We start from the raw sequence: 24,340 nt of genomic DNA, 5'->3' as shown, positions 1-24,340 counted from the left end.
TATATCGGCTCTTCTAGGAATAACAGTCGCGCCCTTTTTGCCGGATTTCCACCTGCTTATCAATAATGTATAATATATATTTAATATATTGATATTGGATCTCTATCGTAGGATTCTTCACTGAATTTTCAACTATAGCCGCTTCGTACAAACAATTACTTTGCATTAGCCGCTCCGTTCAAGCAATCGGGAAGGAGCGGCTGTATATTCTATTCATTCGAAACGGGTGCTGAATTTGCCTGTTTTAATTATAACAAGAATTATGCTAAAAAGGTTTAGTTAAATGGAAAACTTAGCTCAATTATTCCAACAGTCTGCCCTTAAGTTCGGCGAAAAAAACGCATTCCGATATAAGGATGTTCAAAAAAGACCGGCTTTCCTTAGTTACAAAGAGCTTTATGAATCCGGGTTAAGTCTCGCCGAGGCTTTGATCGAATCCGGACTGGAGGCGAAGGAGAATGTGGCGATATTTTCGGATAATCGCGTCGAATGGATGATTGCAGATTGCGCGATCATCTTATCGGCAGCAGTCACCGTGCCGCGCGGATCCGATATAACCGATTCCGAAATCACTTATATAATCAATCATAGCCAGAGTAAGATAGTTTTCGTGGAAAACGGGAAAGTATTGGAGAAAATTATTAAACAAAAAAATAATATAGATCATGACATAACATTGATTATGATGCAATATTCCCCGGATCAAAACGAAGCGAGCGATGTTTACGAGCTTTTAAGAAGAGGCCGGAAATTGCGCGAACAAGGAAGTCGAAGCGCGGAAGAGCGTATTTCATCCTTGCAATCGGATGATTTATTTACTATCATTTATACGTCCGGAACGACCGGCAAGCCCAAGGGCGTCCAATTAACCCATTCTAATATGATTTTTCAAGTTAGCTCCGTCGCCCCTATCTTGGAAATCACCGAGAATGATCGCGCAATCTCCATTTTACCGATTTGGCATATATTTGAAAGGTTTTTGGAATATTGCTTTTTGCATGTGGGAGGAACGACATACTATTCCAATGTTCAGGATTTAAAACAGAATTTTGCGGACTTTAAACCCACTTTTTTCGGTGCAGCGCCTAGAGTATGGGAGATGATCTGTAACGGAATTCTCGCTAGAATGACCGACCCAGAACGGACTTCGAGATTGGGTCGAATCTTATTCAGCTTAGCTTATACCTATTCCGAAAAGAAGAACGAGGCAAAAGCGTTCTTTCTCGGAAACGAACTGGATTTAAACGGAAGAAATTCTTTCGGAACCTTTTTGAAGGGATTGCGAATGACCTTCGAATATCTTTTTTTCGGTCCATTTACGTTATCCGCCATTTCCTTTCTATGTGCTATGCTGATTCCATCGACAGATGTGACGAACGAAATCAAGATTCCATTATATACGATCGGATTAATCGGCCTTTTATTAAATAGTTTTACGTTGGATAAGCTTGTTTTATCGAAAATACGCAAGGATATCGTCGGAGGTTTTTTGAAAACATCCGTTTCCGGCGGAGGAGCATTGCCTAATCGGGTGGATAGGACGCTCAACCATTTAGGCATCCGCCTATTGGAAGGGTACGGTATGACGGAAACTTCTCCGGTAATATCGATAAGAAGGACGGATAGATTCGTAATCGGTTCCGTCGGCCATATCTTGCCGAAAACAAAACTCCAAATTCGAACCGAAAAGAACGAAGTGCTATCCGAGATAGACGAGAACGGAAAATTTACAAAAGGGAAACCCGGCCAAAAGGGAGTCGTTTTTGCAAGCGGGCCGCATATTATGAAAGGTTACTATAGAAGTCCAGAAATTACGGCGGATGCTCTGAGCGCAGGCTGGATGAATACCGGAGATATAGGAATCGTCAGTTATAATCGGACCTTAACCTTGGCAGGAAGGGCAAAAGAAACTATCGTGCTAAGAGGAGGTGAGAACGTAGAGCCGGTCCCGATTGAGGCAAGACTACAGGTCTCAAAATACATAAGCCAATGTATGGTAATCGGACAAGATCAGAAAAACTTGGGAGCGATTATAGTTCCCGATTTTGAGTCTCTTATCAGTTGGGCGAAGGAGAATTACATTTCCTTCGATTCCAGAGAGGAGCTGCTTCAAAAAAGGCAGGTCATAGATCTATATCGTAGCGAAATAAGAACCCTGAATAACGCTAGAAACGGCTTCAAATCTTTCGAGCAGGTAACGCCTTTTTTCTTAATAGTCAAACCGTTCGAGGTGGGAGACGAGCTGACGAATCTTCTTAAGATGAAGCGAGCAACGATAATGGAAAAATATAGGGATCGCATCGAGGATTTATATACGTCAGGAGAAGCAACCAAGGTTTAAATCCGAAAGGTTTCCTTAGAGCGGAACATTACCGCTTTGTTGCGTATCAAATATTTTTCGTATTAGAAATTAGGAAAGGCTTAAGATGAAATTCGGTTATTTAAATTTCTATTCTTTCGGTTCCATTTTGGCCGCTCTCTTTTGTTTGTATGTCGCATTTTTCTTTTTGAGAATCAAAGAGAGGAGTCAAGCCGCGTTGCATTTGGGAATTGCATCTGGCTTTGCTTTCTTTTTTCATTTCGGATATACGATCGGTTTCTTCACTTTGGAACGATGGGGAATTTATCACCGATGGATAGTTATCCCGTCGGCGTTACTTGTATTCGCTCAGTTTTCCTTAGTCTTCTTTTATTTTCCGACGCCGAGAAAAGAAAGGATCGGAAAATACATTTATTTCACTCTAATCTTAATCGTCATTGCTGTGGAAATTCTGTTTATATTAAATTCCCGTAATTCGGTCGGGCGCTTCGTAAAAGGAAGTCATTATTGGGATTTTGAAACATATTCCTTTTATATGCTATATTCCATACTGGTTCTCTTCTTTAACCTTCTTTGTATATCTTTGGGAGTTTGGAGAGCCCTCGTAGAGAAAGGGAAAGAAAGAAGAGCAGTTATCTATATGCTTTTTGCATTTTGCATTATTCTCGTAATTCCGGCAGTAACCAACGCACTAAATAGAAACGGCTCCATATCTAGAATCGTTTATCAACAAGCGGTGGATTTATCATTCGTAATCGGTTTTTTTCTCCTTTTGGTAATCTATCTTAATATCGCGAAGGAAAAGACCACGATCCTGAATCGTATTGTCGGCATTTCGATGGCTACGTTCTTTCTTGTATTTCAGATAATAGCCTATTTTATTTTGATCGAGTATGAGTTGGTATTCGATCGAATACAATATCAAGAGGCCAAATTAGCGATCGCGACTCGAGAAAAAGCGAAAGGACTCGAATATATAGTTTCGTACGACATGTCCGCAGGAAGTTCGAATCAAATATTCGGAAAATCTGATCCGATTTCGGAATCGGAAAGGGGATTGGAAACAAATTACATACGTCTCTGGAATTTGATTTGCAGTCTGGGGGATCTTCCCGCCGAAGAACGATTATTAAAATCAAAGTCTATACTATTAAATAGTCCTCCTGAGTTCTTCGCATATAAGGCAGGGATTCTGGGATTTCTTTCATCCAAGAAAAATAAAGTAGTATCGAACGTCGAAATGGAAACTTTCTTGAAACGTTTATCTCAGAGGTTGATCGTTTTGAATAGTCAATTCTCTCATGTTCAGGATAAGAAGGACTCGATTCGTATTTCAAAATTGTTTTCCGCCAACGAGCCGGGAGTGGCTGAAATGTTAAACGAACTTTCCATCGTTTATAGGCTTGAACTGAAGACAGGTATGTCAGAGGAAGACTTAAAGCGCCTCGTATTTAATTCCACGCTCCCGGTCTATCGAGAGGGCGAAAGAATATATAGGGGAAACGATTCTTCGATTATCGCCGAAAAAAGTACTCCCTTTAAATACTATGTGGCGTATTATCTTTTGAATAAAACTTCCGGTCGATTATTCGAAACCGGATTCGATTACCGTATTTACAGGGCTTATCTACATTACCCTTCGTTAATTTTGCTTCTCTGCCTCATTTCCATAATGTTCCTAGTCGTTTTTGGTTTCGAACTTTTCTTTAGGTATGCATTAATTATTCCGATGAAGGAAGTTGTGTCCGGTTTGCAGGAAGTATATGCAGGGAATCTTGAATACCGATTGGTCCCTAAAGTCGAGGATGAGATAGGGTTTATCGCGAGGTCATTTAATCATATGGCTGAAAGTATGTTATCTGCGAGAAATAGCCTTCGAAATTATGCCGAGAATCTAGAAATAAAAGTTAAGGAAAGAACGAACGAACTTGAAATAACTTTAAACGAAGTTAAAAATCTTAAGGAACAGCAGGATGGCGACTATTTCCTGATGTCTCTCCTATTGAAATCTTTAGCCGCTAATCGTGCGAATCAGGGAAATGTGAAGGTCGATCTATTAACGGATCAAAAAAAGAAATTCAAATTTCGTAACTATGATTCGGAGATCGGAGGGGACATCAGCGCTTCGAATCGGATCCAATTAAGAGGGAAAAATTATACCGTTTTTTTAAACGCAGATGCGATGGGCAAATCCATGCAAGGTGCCGGCGGCGCATTGGTATTCGGAGCCGTTTTCGAAGCTATTATCGAGCGAACGAAAATCACGGATTCGATCCGAGACTATTCCCCTGAAAGATGGTTAAAGAGCACCTTCATGGAGCTTCATAAAGTTTTCTTAAGTTTTAACGGATCTATGTTGGTTTCTGCCGTGATCGGATTAGTGGATGAGGAAGAGGGTATACTCTATCATTTAAATGCAGAGCATCCTTGGACGGTCTTATACCGAAATAATCAAGCTAGCTTTATCGAGAACGATTTGACGTTCAGGAAGTTAGGAACCGAGGGAATGAACGGTCGAGTCTATGTGAAAACATTTCAGCTGCGACCGGGAGACGTCATTGTCGCTGGTTCCGACGGAAGGGACGATATTCATATCGGATCGAACCAAGCCGGTGAAAAAATGATAAATGACGATCACACTCGTTTTCTGGAGTTTGTGGAATCCGGTCACGGAAATTTGGAAAATATCTTTCATCTTATTTTATCGGAAGGGCATTTAACCGATGATCTATCGCTTATTAGAATTTCATTTAAAGAGAAGGATATAAAAGAAGCGGCTGACGATACTGAAGGAATACAAGAGAATAAACACGTTTTGAACTTAATCGATAAAGCTAAGAGAAATGCGAAAGACGAAAATTTCGACGAGGCAATTTCGTTATTTAGGGAAATCGAAACTTTAAACGGAAAAATTCCGATAACTAAGAAATACTTGGCGTTTCTATTCATGCGGAAGAGATTATTCGAAGATGCCGCCCATCATGCAGAAGAGTATCTGAAGCTTCATCCATTAGACAATGATATGCTATACTTCACGTCTTTTATGCTGCGCCGAAGCGGGAAAATTGAAAAGGCCGCGGATTTCGGCGAAAGGCTTCGTCTCAGGGAACCGAATCATGTTAAGAATTTACTCAATCTTGCACGCATTTATTTGGTTTTGAAAAATTACGATAGTGCACTGGCAATCGCCATGGAAGCTTTCGAATTGGATTCCAAGAATGAGAGAATTGCAAAACTGCTTGATCTACTTAAGAATTTAAGAAGGGAACCGACGAACAAAAATTCATAGCTTTTGTGCTCGGAATTTCCACAATTGCGAATTTTCATCGCTATCTTTGGAGTGAGTTTAGCGATTGAGTTCAATTGGATTTTCTTTTGTTTTATGGACGATACTTTGTCCGGCTTTTCGACAGATTAACCTTTCACTCTTGAGGGAATGTTTCCATTCTTGATACGGATTTTGTCCTTCTTTAAATTAGCAGGGATTTCTCCTTCTAATACCGACGTATATTCCGGACTTTCGGTTTTCCTTCCTCAAAAATATCGATCAAGTAACACGTTCTTTCTGTAATTAAATTGAAATTCGATCTCTGTTAGGAAAACAACATTTTCGAAAATGACGCAATTTTATATGTAAAAAATCAATTCTTCCGCTTCGAGATGGATTGTACTATTTTACATTAAGATAAAATAGTCGTTCGGTTGCGAAATACAATTTCGTCAGATATTAGATCAATACCGATCGTAAGCTTCGGTTGAAATTGTTGCAGGAGTCCGCGTGTCAGCTTTTCCGTCAGTAGATTCGATTTATGAGGAGAGAAAAACACCTCGAGGATTTTTGGTCAAGATCAAGCTTGCCAAAATGAACTATGTGGTATTTACCGCGAACGGTCCTGAGATCCCGAAAGGTTCGAAAAATAATTCTATCATCGTGCCCGTACCTAGGATCGCATTTCTTGGGGACGGATTTGATTTATCTCACTTTCGGACGGGAGAATTGAGTTTCGTCAACGTAAATCACGGAAAATTGATAATTCCGTTTCAACACGCGAATACTGGAAGCGAAGTTCGATCCGTTTTTTTTAAAAGCGGCAGCGAGTGCGATGTTCTTCCCGTAATTATTCTTCATTACCGGAAATGTGAAGACCTACTACGAGCTCGAGGGGCAGGGGTTGAAATTCACCATTTAGTTTTGGATGAAAATTTTCCCCGCGAAGATTTGATATCTCAAAAAATAAGATTTCCTTCGCTTAATATGTTGATTATCAGAAGTAAGGCCGCGCTTTCTGCGAGCGTCCATGCGAAAAATCAGATCCGGGAAGGGGATGAAATCGGAAAGAGCTCGAACGTTGTTGATTTCAAAGCGGTTCGCGCATCGGACCTTTCCGAGAAGGGCAATTTAAATTTGCATTCCATTAATCCCGTTTTCTTAGCTCAGGTTCATTTACAGAAGAATGAGCTCGAGAAAGTTAAACAACTTCTTTTGGATTTTTCGCTGATACCCGAAGAAATAGCCTTTATCCGAACGTTTCTCGAGCTGATGATTCGAAACGATGAGAATAAGGAAGAAAGCAAAAGTCGGTACAATAAACTATTAAATTTGAACGAAGGATTTCGCCTTGCCGAATTAATATTAGGAATGAGAGAAATCGAGTTTGAAGCCGAACTCAAGAAGGGATTCTCGCTCGAAATTGCAAGTATGGTATTTGCTCTTTTGGAGAAAGAGCAGGCAGAGTCTAACGGCATAGAGAAGGAAATTATATTATGGGAATGGAAGCTTAGGACAAAAAGACTGCTCAGAAAAAATGCGTAGCGAGAAGGATCGTTTCCCGAATGCTGATTTTCCGTAAAGTCAGATCGGCGGTTCTTTCATTGGAATCGTTCTAAAATTCATATTTCATATTAACTGCACTTCAATTCTTATCGCCCAAATTCAATTGACTGGGAAAAGATAGAATGGTTTTTTGAAATGGAAATCCTATGGATTTAAATTTCAGTAATATCTACTCTGCTTTACTAAGTCCGATCCGGATCGTATTTCTCCCCTCGGTAAAAATATATTGGTTATATCTTTTGAGTTCCGTCATTATCACGGCGCTTTTCATTGTATGGCAGAAAATATACGTAAAAGATTTTAGTGTCGGAAATTATCTGAGTAAGATTTTATCTAAAGAATATTGGTTTCATAAATCGGCTCTATTGGATTACAAATATTATTTTTTTAACACCGTTTTGTTCAGTTTCTACTACGGTTATTTTGTACTATCCGGCGCGACTGTTTCTGCTTTCGTCAATAAAGGCTTGGTCAATTTATTCGGGATCGTTCTTTATGAAATCCCGTTCGATTCGGCTGCGGTAATCGGTTTTTATTCCGTTTTATTTTGGCTGATGAATGATTTTGGAAGATTTCTTGCGCATTGGCTTCTTCACAAGAACTCTTTTCTTTGGGAATTTCATAGACTTCATCATTCTGCGGAAGTTTTAAACCCGCTAACGGTTTATCGAGTTCATCCTGTGGAGGCAATTCTAGTCAATTCTCTGGGAGCCCTTTTTTCCGGAATCGTGACAGGTATCGCGATGTTCGTTTTTCCGGAAAAGATTACGATGATTTCCTTTTTAGGGGTGAATGCGGGGATTTTTATTTTCAATCTCTATGCAAATTTAAGACATTCGAATATCGCCGTCTACTTTCCGAAATGGCTTAGTTATATTTTTTTAAGTCCTGCTCAGCATCAGATTCATCATAGTGTTGATATACGACTTCAGAATAAAAATATAGGAGTTACGTTCGCTTTCTGGGACGTATTCTTAGGAACCCTTTATATCCCGGATCGAAATGAGGCGGAAGAAATAACTTTCGGATTAAAGGATGCGAAAAAAGAGGATTTCGATAATTTCTTCTCCATTTATTTTTTACCTTTCAAAAGAATCTTGGATAAACTTAAGAAATAAATTTACTATTATTTTTCATGAAATCGTTTAGGAACGCAATCTTTCGTACGGTGGTCCAGTTTTCTTTGTTCCTTTATTTTTACCTTCTATTGCTTAAAGTCGGCTCCATCATAGTTTCAAGAATAGATAGAACGAAATCGCGTTGACCTCTCTTTTAATTTAACTTATTCTAAATCGAGTTATTTTAATCGAACGATCAGTCCGTTGATTTCCAAACGGGAATTGAATTGAGGGTAAACTGTGATATTCATTTTGATTTTCTTTGCGGGGCATTGGCTACTTTCCGTCTTTATTCAATCCTTCTTTCTGCATAGGTATTCCGCGCATAGAATGTTTGAAATGAATAAAGTTTGGGAAAGATTTTTCTACTTTTTTTCGTTTATTGGTCAAGGATCTTCTTACTTAAATCCGAGAGCATATGCTATAATTCACAGAATACATCACGCGTATAGTGACTCTGAAAAGGACCCGGTTTCTCCGGTCATATCGAATGGATTTTTCGATATGGTGAATAGAACGGCCATCGCTTTTAAAGGGATTGCGAGTGGAAGCGCAGAAGTCGAACGAAAATTCAGGGGTCGCTATCCTGAGATTGTTTGGTTTGATAGATTCGCGGACTCTTGGCCTGTCAGAATATTCTTTGGAGGTTGTTACACTTTAATCTATGTTAAGCTTGTACCGATCGATATGCTTTGGATATACATCCTTCTTCCGATACATTATTTTATGGGACCGATACAAACTGCGATCGTGAATTGGTGCGGCCATAAGTACGGGTACAAAAATCATCCCAAGCAACCGGATCATTCTAAAAATACGTTGCCGATTGACATCCTTATCTTGGGCGAACTATATCAAAACAATCACCATGCCCATCCTAATTCACCGAACTTCGCTTATCGTTGGTTCGAATTCGATCTTACCTATCAGATCATCAAGTTAATGCACTTTTTCAAAATCATTCGGATACGTAGAGCGGTGTGGACTGAGCGCGGCAGGGCGGTAGTTTCAGGAACCCTCCTTTTTCCGCCGAGTGATATTGCCAAAGTTTGATTGCAAGCGCAGGGTTAACATGTCGTTTGAGAAATGTTCGATATCGTATAGGACTCTCAGATCATATACGACCAAGTCATCCATCGATTTTCATACCCTTTATTTTTGTAATTGTAACGTGTTATCATCCGTATGGGTAAACGTTTTATCGTAAATCTTCAGTATTGTCGATTGAGAATAAGAGAGAAATTCACCTCGTACAGTCAAAGTAATTTGGAACGAAAGCGTTTGCGCGGTTGCGTTCATAAACGGCGATTGTATGATTCCCCAATCCGCATCGCCCGCTTTCGCAGATAAATGAAATTGGGTTGCGCCTGCTTCCTGCTCCGATTTTTGAAATCGTCCGCCTGCGAGCACGCAAACGCCCCGAGGAATCGCGAATGTATGAAAAATATTTTGCGATTTTTCTTCCCACATCCAATAACCCGTTTGGTCGTGAAAAACCTTTCCGTCCGATTTTCTACTCACGAGTTGTCGATAGTGAAGCCCAGCTAAAATTTGCGATTCTGCGTTGGTAGTTAAACCGATAGGTTCGAATGAAATCGTTTCAAAATAAGGATTTACTTCTTGGCCGATAGGAAGCGGAGAAATATCTAATCCTTTATCTCCCCGCCAATTGCCGATCAGTGCGGATAGGGGGCCGTATATCGCTTCAGTCATTGTTGATCCTTGCCGTAAATTGCAAACCGATTGTCGATCAAGTCGAGATTTAGTAAACAAGAATACCATTCTGAGATCGATTTGATATAATAGCATCATAAACGTCGATAAGGCATTTATAATATTTAGGAGTATTCCGTTTGCTTAAAAAAGGACCTGCTGATTTGCAGGCCCGTTCCTATTCCAAGTTTTATTTCGTTCGCACGCTTCCAATTTACGAAAGTAAGCGGAATGTGATATGGATAGGAATATGTTTAAATCTTGGTCTCCAATGCAAGCCCAAAGGATCCGCTTCGACTTAAAGCTCTAAACGCTCTTCCGTTTAGAATCGGTGCTGAATCCCAGGAATTGATAGAGCGGACACCAGCCGATTAAGCCTGTTAGAAGCGGAATCAGACCGACAATAACCGCCATAATTCCCAAGGAATTATGCGCCCAAAATCCCCAAGCTACTAGTCCTAATCCAACTATAGTTCTTGCGGATCTGTCGAACATTCCTTCGTTGATTTTCATTGTCTTCCTCCTGATAAGCATATTAATTATGGCATTAAAGGAATTATTGTCAAGTTATAGTAGTCGTAAGGTTCGATGCAGATATCCGATTGTCGTCTCTCGGATAGAAGTAATATATTATAATATGTTTATGTAATATTTTATTGGAATTAAGATATATTGAATCGAGACGTCCGTTACGACTATCGTATCTCGACTGATTTGAGCCGGGAATTTTTTCGACCTATTGCCCTCGGTTAGGAACTTCGGGCAATTTATGAGAGATTTCGTTCGAAGGATTAATTCTTAAACGGCATTTCTCCTAAATAATCTTTTTTGCCCACTTCGACCCCGTTGTGTCGTAAAATATCGTACGCGGTCGTCACGTGAAAATACATATTCGGAATGGCGTGTTGAATCGCATATTCCAATCCGGTTAAGTACTTTCCTTCCCAGCGAGGTTGTGAAATTTTTCTGCTATTTGCTTCGTTAAATTCTCCGACGGAAAAGGTTCCTAAATATTTGACTACATCGTCGATCCTAGTTTTCAATTCGGGAAGAGTTTTTTCTAAGTCTTCGTGAACAGGCGCTTGTTTCCCTGTCAAACGGGCAGACGCGAGTTTTGCAGTATCGCATGCAATTTGAATTTGCCTAATAAGGTTGAACTGATCCGGGGCTAATCTTGAATTTAACAACACTTCGACGTCGATTTTTTTGGTTTCGGCGAAATGAGTCGCCTTATCTAAAATTCGACTTAGGTTTTGCAGCATTTTTGTAAATTGCGGTACGGTGATTTCGTATAACATTGATCCATCCATAGAATCCATTGAACGTTGAAATGGACAGGCAGCAAGTCTTTTACACGAATGAGTCGCCTTGGACTCTAACACTTTCTTGAATCGCGACTCTCAGACTTACGTAGATCAACCTTATCGATCCGAAAAGGTTTCATATATTACAATCAGTCTTTTTAAATCGAAATGATCGTTCGTTTTTGCAACACTTTCCGGAAATTGAACTCCGATAAGTTGAGATTTAGTTTTCTATTCTCAGAATATGGATCGGAAAGGAGTTCACATGCCGATTATCTTGAGTTTCTTTATTGGACATTGGTTTCTTTCGACGTTTCTTCAGTCCTTCTTTCAGCATCGGTATTCCGCACATCAAATGTTCACGCTAAGTCCTTTGTGGCAAAAATTCTTTTATATTCTAACGTTCCTTGTACAGGGATCCTCGTTTTTAAATCCGAGAACGTATGCGATTTTGCATAGAAGGCATCATGCATTCAGCGATACTTTGAAAGACCCTCATTCTCCGGTTACTTCCAAGAGTTTTTTCGATATGCTTTTAAAAACTGCAAGCGGGTACGATGATATTCGAAATTATAAAACCGACGTTGAAAAGGAATTTAAGGGGAATTATCCGGAAATGCCGGGACTAGATAAATATGCGGAGTCTCTGTGGGTGCGATTGATATTTGTTTTCGCTTATTCGGCTTTCTATATTTATTTCGTTCCTAAAAATGCACCTTGGCTTTACGCTCTGCTGCCGATTCATTTTTTTATGGCGAAAATTCAAGGATCCGTCGTTAATTGGTGCGGTCATCTTTATGGGTATCGCAATCACTCGAAAAATCCTGACAATTCTCGTAATACTCTGTTTATCGATTTTATAATCCTGGGCGAGCTCTATCAGAATAATCACCATGCTCACCCTAATTCTCCTAATTTCGCTTTTAAATGGTTCGAGATCGATTTCACTTTCCAAATACTAAAAGTTTTACATTTTCTTAAAATAGTAAGAATTCAAAGAGCGGTTTGGTCGGAACGAGGAAGAACCGTACTTCCCGGATCCATAGTTTAATTGAGGATAGCGCAGAACGCTCCGCAGACGAAAGCACCGGTGTTCATTTTCGAAGCGTTCGTGAAGGATGATTCGAATATCTCCGGTCGTTTTGTGCGTTAGGGTTAGCTCATTAAAGTCTATAGGCGGGAATAAGCTTTACCGGGAAATTTGATCCAGTTAAGTGACGCTCACTATATTGAATCGAATTTTAGCCTATTCATATTTAATTTGCTGAAATCCGTCTATATCCCCGATTTCCGGACAATGTTTCCGTTACTCCAGCCGTAATCGACATCCATAACTGCTTATGTGTTTAGTCTGATTTACCGTGTATCCGCAAATTAGGAAACTCCTTCAATTAGAATTTAAAATCCACCAAACAAAATAGCATTGCAAAAAATATGCGAAATATTTTAAAAAGCTTAGATTCAACTTGAAAGTAAGGCGGTTAACGGATTGGTTAAGAATGTGTATATTTCAGCCTCCTTCACAAAATTCAACGCTTAGAATGCTTGATGATGTTGCTCTCTATAAAGTGTGGTTATCAATTTCATGAGTCTTTTCAAGCTGAATAGAAAGATTTCGAACAAAAATACGAAAAAAAAATTAAATATCCTTTTTTCACAAAGAATCTCATTTGAAAATTCGATTATGCGGAGGTAGCATTGGCTCTATTGACTTTCATCCTGCTTTTTTCTTCAGCAGTTATTTTTTATAAGTACTCGAACAAAAATACTCTATCTAATGCGTTTACTCTTTTATCTTTGTGCCTAGCATTTTGGAGCCTATTTCTATTTCTTTGTGATATTCATTTTCCGCTCTGGATTCGAATTCCGATAATAGATTTAATTACTTTTTTTCCCTTGCCGATTCCGATTCTAGTAACCTATGTAACTCATAATTATACTCGGCCTAACGATCTTTCTTCTCCTCCTAGGGTCGCTATTCTTGTTCATACGTTACTATTGGCTTTTTTTATTTGGTTTTCTTGGGAAGGCAAAGTAACCCCATTTAAACTGGAAAATGGAGAAGTGGTCTATAAAGGTAGCTTTTATTACTATTTATACTGCGGATATTTGTACGGTTCGATATTTATCTCTTTAGCTTTAATAATACGGAATATTTTCGACGACGAATATTTTGTCCGACTTCATTCGATTTATATGTTTGCGGGAATTGCAATCGGTCTATTCATATCGACTGTTCTTACCGTAGTTTTGCCGTTGCTCGGAATATCTTTGAATTCGATATCCGTTATCGGATTACTTATTTTTTTGTGGTTAACCTGGATTCCGATCGCCCATTACAGACTTTTTAATATAGCGCTAGTGGATTTTAAACAGGATTTTCGAAATCCTAAAATCTCTTCCGCGATTCTGTCCGTTAACCGATATTTGCTGAATAAGTTAAATCCGGTTAAATATAAGGAAATCTGCGATCAATTTGAAAATATCCAGAGAGAAGAAGTCTACGCTTTGCAGGCCGAAATGCTTTTGGAGGCTACATTTAGTAAGGAAGGAGGCGTCTCCAATCTCGTTCGGAAATACGCCAAGAAAGTTACCGACCTCTTTATCGGTCCAAAATAATAATCGTTTTTTTCAATATTTGTGATTCCCGCCTTTTTTCGCTAATGACTCGATTAGCATAAAGACAGCCTCGCGATCGGAGTCGGAAAGTTTTGAAAGCAAAAGTAAAATATATTTGGAAGCATCTGTCTTTGAAATTAGTCGCAAAAGTTCTTCCTGATCCTTCGGATTTCGGATTTCGTAAGAGCGGCTAAGTAGTCTTGCCGGCTTGGAGCCGTCTATCAGCCATTCGGCTCGATATTCCGTTGCTTTTTCGATCTTTAATGCAATCGCATAGGATAGAGGTTGCTTATGTGATTCGATTAAGCTGAGCATTGCCTGCGTGATTTCGACGAATTCTGCAAACTCTTTTTGGTTGAATTCCTTGTTCAAGCCGTGTAATCGCACGAATTTGATTCGTTCTCCTGCGGTTTTTGACATATAAATTGTTTATATAAAAAGATTGTCAAAATTTAACAATTTATACATATTTGAAAATATATATATGTCAATTTCAAGCAAATTAATGATAGAAAATGTTCTAATTCAGTCCGGCAACTTAAAAACGTTCGGTCCTCTAAGTTTCAAAGAGTTCAAGTTTGCCCGTAGAGTCCTGGAGAGTTGAAATGGAGGCAACCTTAGCGATTTTTACTTTTATCCTGCTATCCATATCGGCGTTTTATTTTTACAGATGGTCAGAAAGAAATTTACTAAGTTTGTCTTTTTCGGTTCTTACGTTTTTATTGGCTGTCTGGTGTGCGCTTCTAGCATTAAGCGAAATTCCTTTCCCGACAGCGGCTCAAACCATTCTTGTAAACGTAATTCCGATTCCAATCATCTGTATTCCGATATTGTTAACGTACATCATTTTTAATTACACGAGACCGTATTCGTTAATATGGCCCCCATATTTACTGACTGCATTTCACGGGATTGCGATTCTATATTTTTCTTGGTACGCACTTAAAGGGATAGTCGGTCCTTACCAAATGCTGAGCGGTGCGAAAGTTTTCCACCCAGGATCTCTTTATTATCCTGCTTGCGCATATATTTATATTTCAATCTTCGCTAGCGCGGCTATACTTGCGCGAAATATTTTCAAGGGAAATTACTTCGTTAGATTGCATTCCATTTATTTATTTGCCGGCGTTATGCTTGGCGGAGTCGTATCCGCTATTTTTGTAATAGTACTTCCGTTGTATGGAATTTCCTTAACGTCAATGGCCGTTTTAGGGATCATCGCTTTCCTTTGGTTTGCTTGGATTCCGATCACTAAATATAGATTATTCAATATAGAATTGGCCGACTTCAAGTATGATTTCCGTAATCCACGACTATCATCTGCAATCGTGTCAATTAATCGATATCTATTAAACACAATGGATCCGAAAGCGTTCAAGGAAATTTGCGATCAATTTGAAATTAAGAGAAGGGAGGAAATCTACGCTTTGCAAGCGGAAATGCTTTTGGAAGTCACTTATAGCAAGGAGCGAGGTGTTTCCAGTCAGGTTCGAAAATATGCCAAGAAGGTAACTGACCTTTTTTTAAGTTAGAACCGGAACCGGCCTTTAATATCGGCTCGACGAAGATTAGATTCGAAGCTCTAAGCTGCTTTTCCCGCGCTCCTGGGGGGCTTCGATAGGGAAGGATTGCGTATTTAAGTCCTTTTACTATAGCAGGATAATTGATCATGAAGCTGGAAATTCTTTTTAATTCGCAGAAAATCGATACTCCGCTAGAAATGCATCGCCTGTTTCGGACTTTTATACCCGGAAAATTGCGGATCATGAATAAGCTCGCATGAATAATTTTGTGGCTATTTATACATTTTGATAAAATTAATTGTTGATAAATGTTAAAATGTTTTTTAATCATGATTATTAAGGAAAACGGCCTGATAAGTGAGCTATGGGCATTTAATAGCCGTAGTGTGGAGAAATCCGGCTTTTGAAACGGAAAGAGAGAGAAAGTGGACTCGATATATTAATCGTATGTATTTTGCGAAATGGTATAATGTGGAGTATTTCGAAGAGCAATTGGGAAACATATCTCAAGTACAGGCTTTACGTAAAATTCTGACGATTCGGGATAAAACTCTCAACTTTACGACCCGACAGAGAACATCTAGAGTCTTAAAGAATAATATCTTCATTTATAGATTACTGGTTAAAGTAAGATTGCAAAATCAACAGATAAATTGGCTGCGTTCTCAAGTGATGGAACAATTAAGGGAAATTTCTTCCTTGAAGGATGAAATGAGTTCCTTGCGATGGGAATCCGCGAATTTGAGAACCGAGCTTTCATTAGCGCGAAAAGCCCTATCATTTTTTAAGAATGTCAAAGGCATTTATGAAAAAGAATCTTAGTTCGGAATTTTGGAAGAAAATCCAATCGTTGCTCTCTTCGGAACGTATCGAAACCGCAACTCCAAAATTCGATTCGGCTCTCGCTCTAACGGAGATTAATATTCGGACGCTTCGAGCATTTGAGGATATTTCGGCATCCAATTGGAGATCCTTCAAAGTCGGGGATATATTGAGACAATATGAAACAGTTGCCGGCTTTAGAATTCCAAAGAACCAAATAGTCATTGTTACTAAAGTTTATGAAGCGCCAAAGACGAGGATTGAAAAACATACCGGAATTGCTCGAACCGTTCACGGATGGATTATTTATCTAACGATCGACGGAATGATCGAAATTGAAATTGATTTTCGTTTTTTTAGAAAGAGTTCGGAACCGGCGAAGATTTTTGAAAATGGAAAAGCTTACTCGGAATTCAAGTCGCCTCGAGAGAGTTGAGACATAGAGTAATCCGATTCTTAGTATCTTCTAGTAGCCTTCGTACAAAAATTCATTAAAGAAATAATAAATTCGATCGAGTCGAAGAATCCCTTTCGACCGTTTAAAAATATATTAACAAAATATAAATTATTCTGAGATTACGATCGTAGCTCGTTCGCGCGAACCGAAAGAAATAATTATACAAAATGATAAAAATATTGATATAATAATATTATTTTGACAAAATGGTTTTAATATTACATCAAAGGAAAAGATATGAAAAAGATAATATCATTTATAATTTTAAGTTTGGCATTTGCACTTTCGAATTGCATTGTCCTGGATATGACAGGGTTAAGTGGAAGTTATAAGGGTTCTGAGGCTAAGAAGAAAATACACGACGCAGCGTTCACTTCCGACTTTCTTTACTACGGCTCGACTCCGTCTACGTCGAAGTATGCGGGTCAGATTGCCATGATAGATGCCTTTCTTGCCGAAATTTTCTCGAATATCGAGGACGGTAAATATTATAAAAAAACGGACGTTGATAAATGCATAAAGGACGTTCAAACTATCGGTTTGTTAGTACTGGATGCGTCTACCACAGTTCTTACAAGCAGCGATTGCTCCAAATTGAAAGCCGACGCTACGATTCTTTAGGTTACTTAAAGGTTATAATTTTCCTAAAGTTAGAAAAGGATGCGCAATACGCATCCTTTATGTATTAAGGCGGCTCTCTATTATTCCACCCAACCAGGTGCAAGGCAAAGCCGTTATCACAAGTGATATCGGATACCAAGCGGGGCCTAGATCGTGCTGGGTAACTGTCACAATCGCACCAAGCGAACTAAAAAAGATTCCAATTCCTCCGAGTATTATCACATGTCGCATAGGGTTTTCGGGGGCAAACTTAGCGGTAATATAGCCTCCTAAAATCGTATAGACGATTCGATACGAAAGTGCCAATGCGTTTAAGCTTGGATCATACATCGGTTCCCCCCAGGGTGGATATACGTCTAAAATATGTAATATTTGATCGGTGCCGAGAGAAAGGACAAAGACAGCCACGAATCCAAGAAGTACGGACCAAATGCTTTGCAAAATGAATCTCGAAGCCGCATTCGTTTTTTCCGATTGAGATGTCATTTTACTGCTTCCTGTGCCTTTGCAGATTCCAAAATTTCGTCCAGCCTATCGTAACTTGGAGCGAGTCCTTTTTCCATCGGAGAATGAATCACCGCGTCTCGAGCTTCAGTCGAAATGTAGAGCATCGTTGATGTAACAATAGTTCTTCCCGAGTTCTCCGTTAAAAGTGTGGTTATTACTGACTCGCCTGGATACCATGCTTCGTCAAACTTTTCGGTATGAACGATTCGTTCCGGAGATTTAACTTCCCGATAAATTCCCCCCATCCCCATTGATGTTCCGTTTTCGCTTTGCCAAACGTAACGGTATTTGCCTCCGGTCTTCAAATCGATTTCGCAGATTTCAAGCACCCATCCGGGAGGTCCAGTCAGCCAACGTTTCACTAAATCCGGTTTCGTAAATGCCTCAAAAACCAAGGAGGGTGAGGCGTTGAATTCGCGGGTGATCACGATTTCCAATTCACTCTTTGCCGTTATCTTCAAATTTCCCGTATTCTTCATTTTATATCTCCTGAATATATTTTACGCTTTTATTCGATTTCTTTTTCCGTGCGATAGGAGTTTAGCTCCTCCAATAATGTGTCGAGTCGTTCAAAACTGCCCTCCCAAAACTTTCGATAATTTTCCAACCATTGGCAAGCTTCGGCCAACGGTTGTGCCTGTATTCGGCGAGGACGTCTCTGCGCATCCTGACTTCTTGAAATTAAACCCGCCTGTTCCAATACTTTTAAGTGTTTGGAAATTGCAGGCTGGCTGATTGCAAATGGCTTGGCTAGGTCTGTAACCGTCGTGTCTCCCGAAGCAAGGCGAGTAAGAATAGCTCTTCGGGTGGGGTCGGACAGGGCCGCGAATGTGAGATTAAGCCGGTCGGAAATGCCTGTTGAATAAATCATATATTATATAACCATATGGATATATAATAGAATTTTGCAAGTACTTTTAGCCCTCGTCGATTTTAATGTTAGAAAATAAAAAACTCGATTCTTGAAGCGACCGTTGTTTCCCGGATATCCTAGGTTTCTGTTTGAAAACTACGTTACATAAACCGATAAGTTTCGGGATGCAATCGGGAAGTTAGGATAATTAATGGAATTAAATCGGCAAATTCAGCGGTGGTTTAGGCATCGACCATTTCTTAAGCGATAGACTGCCAACGATCGTGATTCCGACAAAAATCGATTGGCTTATCTAAACCCTCTGCGTAAGCCTTAAGAGAGGAATTAATAAGTTAAGGCGTCTGAATCCGTTCGTCGATAAGAAACCGACAAAACCGAATCTGTGGATGGTGCCGGATGCGAAAGTCGCCATTCCTAAATAGAGCCTTCTTTCTTTATTCAAGGAAATTGAATTGAATCGATAGCCTCCGTATTTAAAGGAAACGCTTATGAAGTCGTAATGAAAATTGAAAGGATCTATTAGATTCCTTCCGGATACTGTTCGTTACTATAAATCATATTACGTACTTCCTCGACCAATTCCTTTCTCAAATCGGTTTTTATGGCGCTCAATTTCTCTTTGAACTTAAGTCGTTCATTCAATTGTTTATGCTGAATGTTTCCTAACTCTCGCAATATGCTGGAAAGCATGGCGCCTCTGAAGCCGATAAAATACGATAATCTTACGTACCAAGGGAAATGATCGGCGATGCATGAAAATGCTATGCTGCAAAACGAGGATTGCACATCGGAATCCGATAAAACCGAAAGTAATTTTTTCTTATATTTATTGAGTAATAAAATGAAACGATAGCTAGTCGGATTGCCGAACGAATAGCGTTCTGCTAAAGCGAGAATTACCTCTCTGATTGTGGATTCATCGGAGCGACATATGCAGAGTTCGGGAAATTCTTCGCCGTAATAAACGTAACTAAGTAGACTGTTATCCTCTTCGGCATTCATAATGAGAGGGGAGTCGTATGGAAGATCGGTGCCTAGGGAGAAAGTTAAAAATTTATCCAGAGGTTTCTTTCCGCTTTTTATTAAGGATTTTATTTTATTAATATTCGCCTTTTCGTTCGCGTCACTCTCGTATTCTTCATAGGTCAGAGATTTTTTCGTGATGAACGCTCCTATTCGAAAGAAATCGTTTATGGGAGTATCCTTCGGAAGAATTGCCGATAACTTAGGAAATTCTGCCGCGTATATTTTCTTATATATATAAGAAAGGTTACCGGAACTCATTCTTGTTTCTTCCTGCAATACTTCTTCACGAAAAGAAACTAAGTCCAACGCTACTTGCGGGTTCAGATCTACGACCGTCCTGATCGCTTTGCTAGAATATAGTTCCGCTATTATTTGGTAGGTCTCTTCGACGTTCTGTTCGGGAATGTATACGTAACCTGCATTCTTTGTAAGAGCTAAAAATCCGTCCTCGAAGATTAGATTCCGAATGATGATCTTGGAATCTTTGAGCATCTGCGGACTGCAGAGCCCCATCTCGTGAATCTTGCGTAAACACTTATCCAATGCGTCTTCTACCTTCGAGCTTTCTGCCGGAGGAGTATTTTCCGCGAGACTTTGGAGTAGATTCGGAAGCTGTACGTCCCTTTCGGTTTGTCTGAGAATTTCGTAATTACGGATCGACCATGCGGATCGTCTCATGATTTCTAGAAATAGAGTTTTAATCGAAAACGGATCAAGACGACTCGTGCGATCCAGCGCAATTATATAAACGATCTGCCCGAGTTCTTTAGAATCCGAATTAAAGCTGATTCTAGGAATTAATGCGATTAAGCGATCTTTCACTAAGTTTAAAATGTTTTCTTTAACCTTTCTATCCATCCCCTCCGTATTTGCGATATAGGGAATTTTTCCGGCCTTCAATCCTTCGAGATTCGAATAGTCACTGGCAGCTATTAATAAATGTTCTGCCTCTGGGTCGTAGTAAGGTCTTTCACCCTTTTTGAAGCTGTCTTTCGAAAAAAGGTTTAGATAAGGCAAATCGAGGCCTGTGGTCACGATTTTAAGCAGTTCTACAGTTGAGCTCATGTCGATAATTCCAAGTTTCTAATTAAAAATGTTCTAAAAGTGAGATATTATAGTATAAATAACTACTAAAATATTGAAAATAAAACATGAAAAATATTTAATTCAATAAATTTCAATTGATTAAAGTTGTGAATTTCTATCAATTAATGATACTTGAATATTAATTTAATGTTGAACTTTCCTCGCGGGATTTTTTGTTAGAAATCCGATAGGATCCGAATTCGGTGATTTTCTAATTGGTTTCTAGAATCCTCCTTATCGCCTCCCGCAGTATCGCGTTTTATTCGAAACAATCTAAGCGTAGTTTTTTCGTTTCGGATTGGTTGAAAGGGGGTTCTTTTTTTATATTTCGAGACGGGTTTTAAACGGTTTTATTGGAATCGGGTCCGAATCGGAATGAAGATCCCAGGAAAATTTATCACTTCGAACTTCTTTTCTTTGATTATGAGACGGCAAAAATCCCTCGGTAACGAAGGTCCTTTTACGGGCAACCCGAGAAAATATAATGATTTTTAAAGAAAAATCCTCGTCGCAAATACTTTCCTCGGTAGGGAGAAGATGGAAATTTTTCAAATTCAATTCTATTTTGATCAGTAAATTTGCTTTCTTCCGGTCGATTTTGTGAACAGATTGATGTTCGCTTTGTTCTCCGTTCGCTGATTTGAAAGTGACGCTATGTATTTTAATTCTGTTCGACGCAGCTATGGGTTGTTCAGGCTATAGCGGTAATTTCAAGTAAATGCATCATTCTAAAGTGTTAGATATCCGTGCCCATTAAGAAGATTAAAATTCCCCCACGTTGGTTCGACTCCGTCCTTCAAGCCAATCCGGAACTATTTACGGAATGGACAGAGTCGGAGCTGCGCGCATTTGCTTCGGCGTTTGAGATTCTGAAAATTCCCGCCGGAAAAACGATCGTAGATCCGCGTAAGAATTCATCAAAATTATATTTCGTAATAGAAGGAGTATGCGAGGAATTCTCCTTTCGCGATGCTTCTTCGACGAGAGAAATCGGTTCGGGTGCATATCTTGGTGAACCTAGTTTTTTTCACTGGGAAGAGGCTGTTTTTGGCGTTCGCACGAGAACCGATTCTACGTTAGCGGCAATATCCAAACAGGAGTGGAATCGTCTCGAAAGAAAATTTCCTCAACGGTTGGGACTGCTTGCCGCTAGAATAAAAAGCCGCCGATTCTTTCGCTTAGCGATCGTACGACCTAACCAGAAAGAAATTTTGGATTTTCTTTCCAGTATCGAAATACTATTTCATTTCGATCGTAACAAAGTTTCGAAATTGCAATCCTATTTGGAATGGTTGTATGTCCCCGGCGGCGAACGGCTGATTCGTCAAGGTGATCCGGGAAATTCCCTATATATAATTGTTTCAGGACGTTTTCGATTTGTTACGGAAGACGGGAATGGGAAGAGAATTAGCGAAGGCGAATTTGGAAAAGGGGATATCATCGGAGAGATGTCCTTGCTTACAGGTGAGCCTAGATCTGCCTCTGTCTATGCTCTCCGTTCCGGACAAGTTATTCGGATATCTCGGGACGGCTTTCGTAAATTCATATCCCGATCTCCCGAAGGTTTATTTCACATAACGGAAACGATTGCGCGGCGCCTAAATGAGAAAAATCGAGGAGGGGTAAAACTCGGACGAAAGGTGCATACGATCGCGCTCGTTCCGCTCACTAAGGGCTTTCCTCTCAAGGAATTTTCAAAAGAGCTATCCAAAAGTTTAAAACCTTTCGGGAGTTCGCTTACAGTGAGTAAGGATAAATTCGAAAGATTCGTTCAACAACAAAGGTCGAAAAGAAATCGCGGAGAGAATTTCGGAATTTCAGAAATTCTCTCCTGGTTTAACGGGCTCGAACGGGAATATGATAAGGTATTTTTCGAAGTCGAACACGAAGATTCACTTTGGGTGGAGGCCTGTCTCCGGCAAGCGGATAGAATTCTTATCCTGGTCGAGCCGGGAAGCATTTTGGAAGAAGACTGTCATGCCTGGAAAGTGCTTCAAGGAGGAGGACTTCATGAGACTCTTCGTGAAACGGTTTTTTACGTAGAGGATGGTTATTCCCGTTGGCGAATTTTGGAGGATTTATTCAAAAAACTTCCGGGCCAAAGACATATAGTAAGAAAAAATAGAGCAGGTGAATTCGATCGAGTCGCTAGACGTATGGAAGGGAAAGCGGTCGGAATCGCATTGGCCGGCGGTGGGGCGAAAGGTTTTGCGCATTTGGGTTTTTTGCATAGCATTCGCGATCAAGGAATCCCGGTGGATCTTATCGGCGGAACGAGCGCGGGATCGATTATGGCTGGCTTATTCGCCATGGGATATGATTTCCCTGAAATACTTCGTTTAATAAAGAAGGTTTGGATTGATTCTAAGTTAACGAGGGACTACACGATTCCTTTCGTTTCACTTTTAAACGGCTTGCGCTATTCGAAAGCCGTTAAGGATTTTTTCGGCGATAGAAAGATCGAAACATTATGGATTCCTTTCTTAGCGGTGGCTTGTAATTTAACAAAGTCCGAACCGAAAATATTTGATCAGGGAGAATTATGGAAAGCGATTCGGGCGAGTACGTCCATTCCGGGTATTTTTCCTCCTTTTTACGACGAAGGATCGCTCTATGTCGATGGAGGTTTATGGGATAATCTCCCGGGACTTCTGCTAAGGGAGAAAGGAGCGGACATATTAATATCGGTAGATTTGGGAGCGGGCTCGCAACCGGCAAAAGATCAAGCTTATGGTTCGCTGGTAGAAGGACGTTTTCCGGGCGCGGCTCCGTCTGCCTGGACACTCATTATGAACAATTTATTGCCTAAGGAGCAAAGATTGGATTTTCCGCATATTGGAGAGATCTTTATGCGTTCGATGCTTATTTCCAGCCAAAATTCCCTGAAAAAGACCAAGGAATCTTCCGACCTTTTCGTCGAGTTGCCGGCTCGGGATTTCTCGACTTTCGATTGGAATGAATATTTGCGATTGTACGACCTCGGTTACGAGTCTTCCCAGTTGAAAGCGAAAGAATGGGCTAAAATCATTCAGGATAAGATCTATTCGAAGTAGAAGTCCGTTCGTGCAATATCCAATATAACATTCAAAATGATCATTTATCCGGAAATATCTTTCTGACCATCTTCCCGCTAATTCTAAAGAACTAATAAATCAATCTTTCGTAAAGAAGAAAGGGTATTTTATAAGTTCATGCTATACTTTCGGATTAGAAGTGATACTCTAAAAATAATAGTTGGATTTCCGGCGCGAAAAAATGCGGATTAACTTCAAACTCGGTTTTTTTCAATATTTTTCGTCCTATAGTGGAGCATGGATTATGAGTTTTTCATTGAGGGTCGAATACGCGATTTAAAGAAATAAGCATGCACGATCTTTCGGGCGCTATTTTTTCCTCGATTTTGAATTATTCATTAGGCGTAGAACCTAATATTTTGATAACCTGTTCGGATTTATTGGAGAGTTGGAAATGATTGAACGAAAATCGGTGGATCTGATTTATAGCAGGTTCGACGCG

General features: G+C 39.8%; 20 protein-coding genes. 12 read left to right on the top strand and 8 right to left on the bottom strand.

Annotated features, from left to right (window positions below; genetic code table 11):
- Nucleotides 1-283: 283 nt before the first annotated feature.
- The 5 genes from LEP1GSC058_RS00925 (at nucleotide 284) to LEP1GSC058_RS00905 (ending at nucleotide 9,325) form a co-directional block, all read left to right on the top strand.
- A complete protein-coding gene (locus LEP1GSC058_RS00925; protein WP_016547680.1) occupies nucleotides 284-2,341 on the top strand; it encodes an AMP-dependent synthetase/ligase in 2,058 nt (685 codons plus the stop codon).
- An 85-nt stretch (nucleotides 2,342-2,426) separates the two neighbouring features.
- Complete coding sequence (locus tag LEP1GSC058_RS00920; RefSeq protein ID WP_016547713.1) at nucleotides 2,427-5,609, top strand: SpoIIE family protein phosphatase; 3,183 nt, start codon at nucleotides 2,427-2,429, stop codon at nucleotides 5,607-5,609.
- Nucleotides 5,610-6,098: 489 nt separating this feature from the next.
- Nucleotides 6,099-7,133 carry a hypothetical protein gene (locus LEP1GSC058_RS00915; protein ID WP_016547561.1) on the top strand — a complete coding sequence of 345 codons (1,035 nt, stop codon included), beginning with the start codon at nucleotides 6,099-6,101 and terminating at the stop codon, nucleotides 7,131-7,133.
- A gap of 167 nt (nucleotides 7,134-7,300) precedes the next feature.
- Entirely contained in the window at nucleotides 7,301-8,272 is a 972-nt protein-coding gene (locus LEP1GSC058_RS00910) for a sterol desaturase family protein (RefSeq protein WP_016547632.1), read from the top strand.
- 240 nt (nucleotides 8,273-8,512) lie between these two features.
- Nucleotides 8,513-9,325 carry a fatty acid desaturase gene (locus tag LEP1GSC058_RS00905; protein ID WP_016547587.1) on the top strand — a complete coding sequence of 271 codons (813 nt, stop codon included), beginning with the start codon at nucleotides 8,513-8,515 and terminating at the stop codon, nucleotides 9,323-9,325.
- Nucleotides 9,326-9,424: 99 nt separating this feature from the next.
- On the opposite strand, the gene LEP1GSC058_RS00900 is transcribed toward LEP1GSC058_RS00905, so the two are convergent.
- The 3 genes from LEP1GSC058_RS00900 to LEP1GSC058_RS00890 form a co-directional block, all read right to left on the bottom strand.
- Nucleotides 9,425-9,985 carry a heme-binding beta-barrel domain-containing protein gene (locus LEP1GSC058_RS00900; protein ID WP_016547482.1) on the bottom strand — a complete coding sequence of 187 codons (561 nt, stop codon included), beginning with the start codon at nucleotides 9,983-9,985 and terminating at the stop codon, nucleotides 9,425-9,427.
- Between the two features lie 306 nt (nucleotides 9,986-10,291).
- Nucleotides 10,292-10,498 (bottom strand): YgaP family membrane protein, encoded by a 207-nt coding sequence (locus LEP1GSC058_RS00895; protein ID WP_016547539.1) that lies wholly within the window; start codon nucleotides 10,496-10,498, stop codon nucleotides 10,292-10,294.
- A 278-nt stretch (nucleotides 10,499-10,776) separates the two neighbouring features.
- Nucleotides 10,777-11,283: a DUF1993 domain-containing protein gene (locus tag LEP1GSC058_RS00890; RefSeq protein ID WP_016547696.1), complete on the bottom strand. Its 507-nt coding sequence runs from the start codon at nucleotides 11,281-11,283 to the stop codon at nucleotides 10,777-10,779.
- Between the two features lie 271 nt (nucleotides 11,284-11,554).
- Between LEP1GSC058_RS00890 and LEP1GSC058_RS00885 the strand changes: the two genes are divergently transcribed.
- Both LEP1GSC058_RS00885 and LEP1GSC058_RS00880 read left to right on the top strand, forming a co-directional pair.
- Nucleotides 11,555-12,340: an acyl-CoA desaturase gene (locus LEP1GSC058_RS00885; protein ID WP_016547480.1), complete on the top strand. Its 786-nt coding sequence runs from the start codon at nucleotides 11,555-11,557 to the stop codon at nucleotides 12,338-12,340.
- A gap of 647 nt (nucleotides 12,341-12,987) precedes the next feature.
- Nucleotides 12,988-13,908 (top strand): histidine kinase N-terminal 7TM domain-containing protein, encoded by a 921-nt coding sequence (locus LEP1GSC058_RS00880; RefSeq protein ID WP_016547671.1) that lies wholly within the window; start codon nucleotides 12,988-12,990, stop codon nucleotides 13,906-13,908.
- Nucleotides 13,909-13,920: 12 nt separating this feature from the next.
- Here LEP1GSC058_RS00880 and LEP1GSC058_RS00875 read toward each other — a convergent pair whose 3' ends face one another.
- A complete protein-coding gene (locus LEP1GSC058_RS00875) occupies nucleotides 13,921-14,328 on the bottom strand; it encodes a helix-turn-helix transcriptional regulator (RefSeq protein ID WP_016547590.1) in 408 nt (135 codons plus the stop codon).
- 185 nt (nucleotides 14,329-14,513) lie between these two features.
- On the opposite strand from LEP1GSC058_RS00875, the gene LEP1GSC058_RS00870 reads away from it, so the two are divergent.
- The 4 genes from LEP1GSC058_RS00870 to LEP1GSC058_RS00855 all read left to right on the top strand — a co-directional run bounded on the left by LEP1GSC058_RS00870 (nucleotide 14,514) and on the right by LEP1GSC058_RS00855 (nucleotide 17,331).
- A complete protein-coding gene (locus LEP1GSC058_RS00870) occupies nucleotides 14,514-15,440 on the top strand; it encodes a histidine kinase N-terminal 7TM domain-containing protein (RefSeq protein ID WP_016547552.1) in 927 nt (308 codons plus the stop codon).
- Between the two features lie 438 nt (nucleotides 15,441-15,878).
- Nucleotides 15,879-16,253: a hypothetical protein gene (locus LEP1GSC058_RS00865; RefSeq protein WP_039947806.1), complete on the top strand. Its 375-nt coding sequence runs from the start codon at nucleotides 15,879-15,881 to the stop codon at nucleotides 16,251-16,253.
- Nucleotides 16,237-16,689, top strand: a complete 453-nt coding sequence (locus LEP1GSC058_RS00860; protein ID WP_016547665.1) for a hypothetical protein — start codon at nucleotides 16,237-16,239, stop codon at nucleotides 16,687-16,689. Before LEP1GSC058_RS00865 ends, LEP1GSC058_RS00860 begins: the two co-directional genes overlap by 17 nt.
- Nucleotides 16,690-16,947: 258 nt before the next feature.
- Nucleotides 16,948-17,331 carry a TIGR04452 family lipoprotein gene (locus LEP1GSC058_RS00855; protein ID WP_016547718.1) on the top strand — a complete coding sequence of 128 codons (384 nt, stop codon included), beginning with the start codon at nucleotides 16,948-16,950 and terminating at the stop codon, nucleotides 17,329-17,331.
- A gap of 57 nt (nucleotides 17,332-17,388) precedes the next feature.
- Here LEP1GSC058_RS00855 and LEP1GSC058_RS00850 read toward each other — a convergent pair whose 3' ends face one another.
- The 4 genes from LEP1GSC058_RS00850 to LEP1GSC058_RS00835 form a co-directional block, all read right to left on the bottom strand.
- On the bottom strand, nucleotides 17,389-17,817 hold the full coding sequence (locus LEP1GSC058_RS00850; RefSeq protein WP_016547767.1) for a hypothetical protein: 429 nt from the start codon (nucleotides 17,815-17,817) through the stop codon (nucleotides 17,389-17,391).
- The gene (locus LEP1GSC058_RS00845; RefSeq protein ID WP_016547709.1) at nucleotides 17,814-18,317 is read right to left on the bottom strand and encodes an SRPBCC family protein; all 504 of its coding nucleotides are present in this window, start codon (nucleotides 18,315-18,317) and stop codon (nucleotides 17,814-17,816) included. Before LEP1GSC058_RS00845 ends, LEP1GSC058_RS00850 begins: the two co-directional genes overlap by 4 nt.
- Nucleotides 18,318-18,346: 29 nt before the next feature.
- Nucleotides 18,347-18,709, bottom strand: a complete 363-nt coding sequence (locus LEP1GSC058_RS00840; RefSeq protein WP_039947804.1) for an ArsR/SmtB family transcription factor — start codon at nucleotides 18,707-18,709, stop codon at nucleotides 18,347-18,349.
- Between the two features lie 522 nt (nucleotides 18,710-19,231).
- Nucleotides 19,232-20,803, bottom strand: coding sequence for a hypothetical protein (locus LEP1GSC058_RS00835; RefSeq protein ID WP_016547682.1), 1,572 nt, complete (start codon nucleotides 20,801-20,803; stop codon nucleotides 19,232-19,234).
- A gap of 767 nt (nucleotides 20,804-21,570) precedes the next feature.
- Between LEP1GSC058_RS00835 and LEP1GSC058_RS00825 the strand changes: the two genes are divergently transcribed.
- A complete protein-coding gene (locus LEP1GSC058_RS00825; protein ID WP_016547673.1) occupies nucleotides 21,571-23,877 on the top strand; it encodes a cyclic nucleotide-binding domain-containing protein in 2,307 nt (768 codons plus the stop codon).
- Nucleotides 23,878-24,340: the final 463 nt, after the last annotated feature.

This window comes from Leptospira fainei serovar Hurstbridge str. BUT 6, from assembly GCF_000306235.2.
Lineage (GTDB): Bacteria > Spirochaetota > Leptospiria > Leptospirales > Leptospiraceae > Leptospira_B > Leptospira_B fainei.
Note: the sequence above shows the minus strand (reverse complement) of the source record. Positions and strands in the feature narration are given on the sequence as shown.

Bases quoted from the DNA above. Each gene is read 5' to 3' on its own strand.
- LEP1GSC058_RS00845 (WP_016547709.1), bottom strand. From the start codon at position 18,317: ATGAAGAATACGGGAAATTTGAAGATAACGGCAAAGAGTGAATTGGAA.
- LEP1GSC058_RS00900 (WP_016547482.1), bottom strand. From the start codon at position 9,985: ATGACTGAAGCGATATACGGCCCCCTATCCGCACTGATCGGCAATTGG.
- LEP1GSC058_RS00925 (WP_016547680.1), top strand. From the start codon at position 284: ATGGAAAACTTAGCTCAATTATTCCAACAGTCTGCCCTTAAGTTCGGC.
- LEP1GSC058_RS00870 (WP_016547552.1), top strand. From the start codon at position 14,514: ATGGAGGCAACCTTAGCGATTTTTACTTTTATCCTGCTATCCATATCG.
- LEP1GSC058_RS00890 (WP_016547696.1), bottom strand. From the start codon at position 11,283: ATGTTATACGAAATCACCGTACCGCAATTTACAAAAATGCTGCAAAAC.
- LEP1GSC058_RS00865 (WP_039947806.1), top strand. From the start codon at position 15,879: ATGTATTTTGCGAAATGGTATAATGTGGAGTATTTCGAAGAGCAATTG.
- LEP1GSC058_RS00860 (WP_016547665.1), top strand. From the start codon at position 16,237: ATGAAAAAGAATCTTAGTTCGGAATTTTGGAAGAAAATCCAATCGTTG.
- LEP1GSC058_RS00835 (WP_016547682.1), bottom strand. From the start codon at position 20,803: ATGAGCTCAACTGTAGAACTGCTTAAAATCGTGACCACAGGCCTCGAT.
- LEP1GSC058_RS00910 (WP_016547632.1), top strand. From the start codon at position 7,301: ATGGATTTAAATTTCAGTAATATCTACTCTGCTTTACTAAGTCCGATC.
- LEP1GSC058_RS00885 (WP_016547480.1), top strand. From the start codon at position 11,555: ATGCCGATTATCTTGAGTTTCTTTATTGGACATTGGTTTCTTTCGACG.
- LEP1GSC058_RS00855 (WP_016547718.1), top strand. From the start codon at position 16,948: ATGAAAAAGATAATATCATTTATAATTTTAAGTTTGGCATTTGCACTT.
- LEP1GSC058_RS00840 (WP_039947804.1), bottom strand. From the start codon at position 18,709: ATGATTTATTCAACAGGCATTTCCGACCGGCTTAATCTCACATTCGCG.
- LEP1GSC058_RS00920 (WP_016547713.1), top strand. From the start codon at position 2,427: ATGAAATTCGGTTATTTAAATTTCTATTCTTTCGGTTCCATTTTGGCC.
- LEP1GSC058_RS00850 (WP_016547767.1), bottom strand. From the start codon at position 17,817: ATGACATCTCAATCGGAAAAAACGAATGCGGCTTCGAGATTCATTTTG.
- LEP1GSC058_RS00895 (WP_016547539.1), bottom strand. From the start codon at position 10,498: ATGAAAATCAACGAAGGAATGTTCGACAGATCCGCAAGAACTATAGTT.
- LEP1GSC058_RS00875 (WP_016547590.1), bottom strand. From the start codon at position 14,328: ATGTCAAAAACCGCAGGAGAACGAATCAAATTCGTGCGATTACACGGC.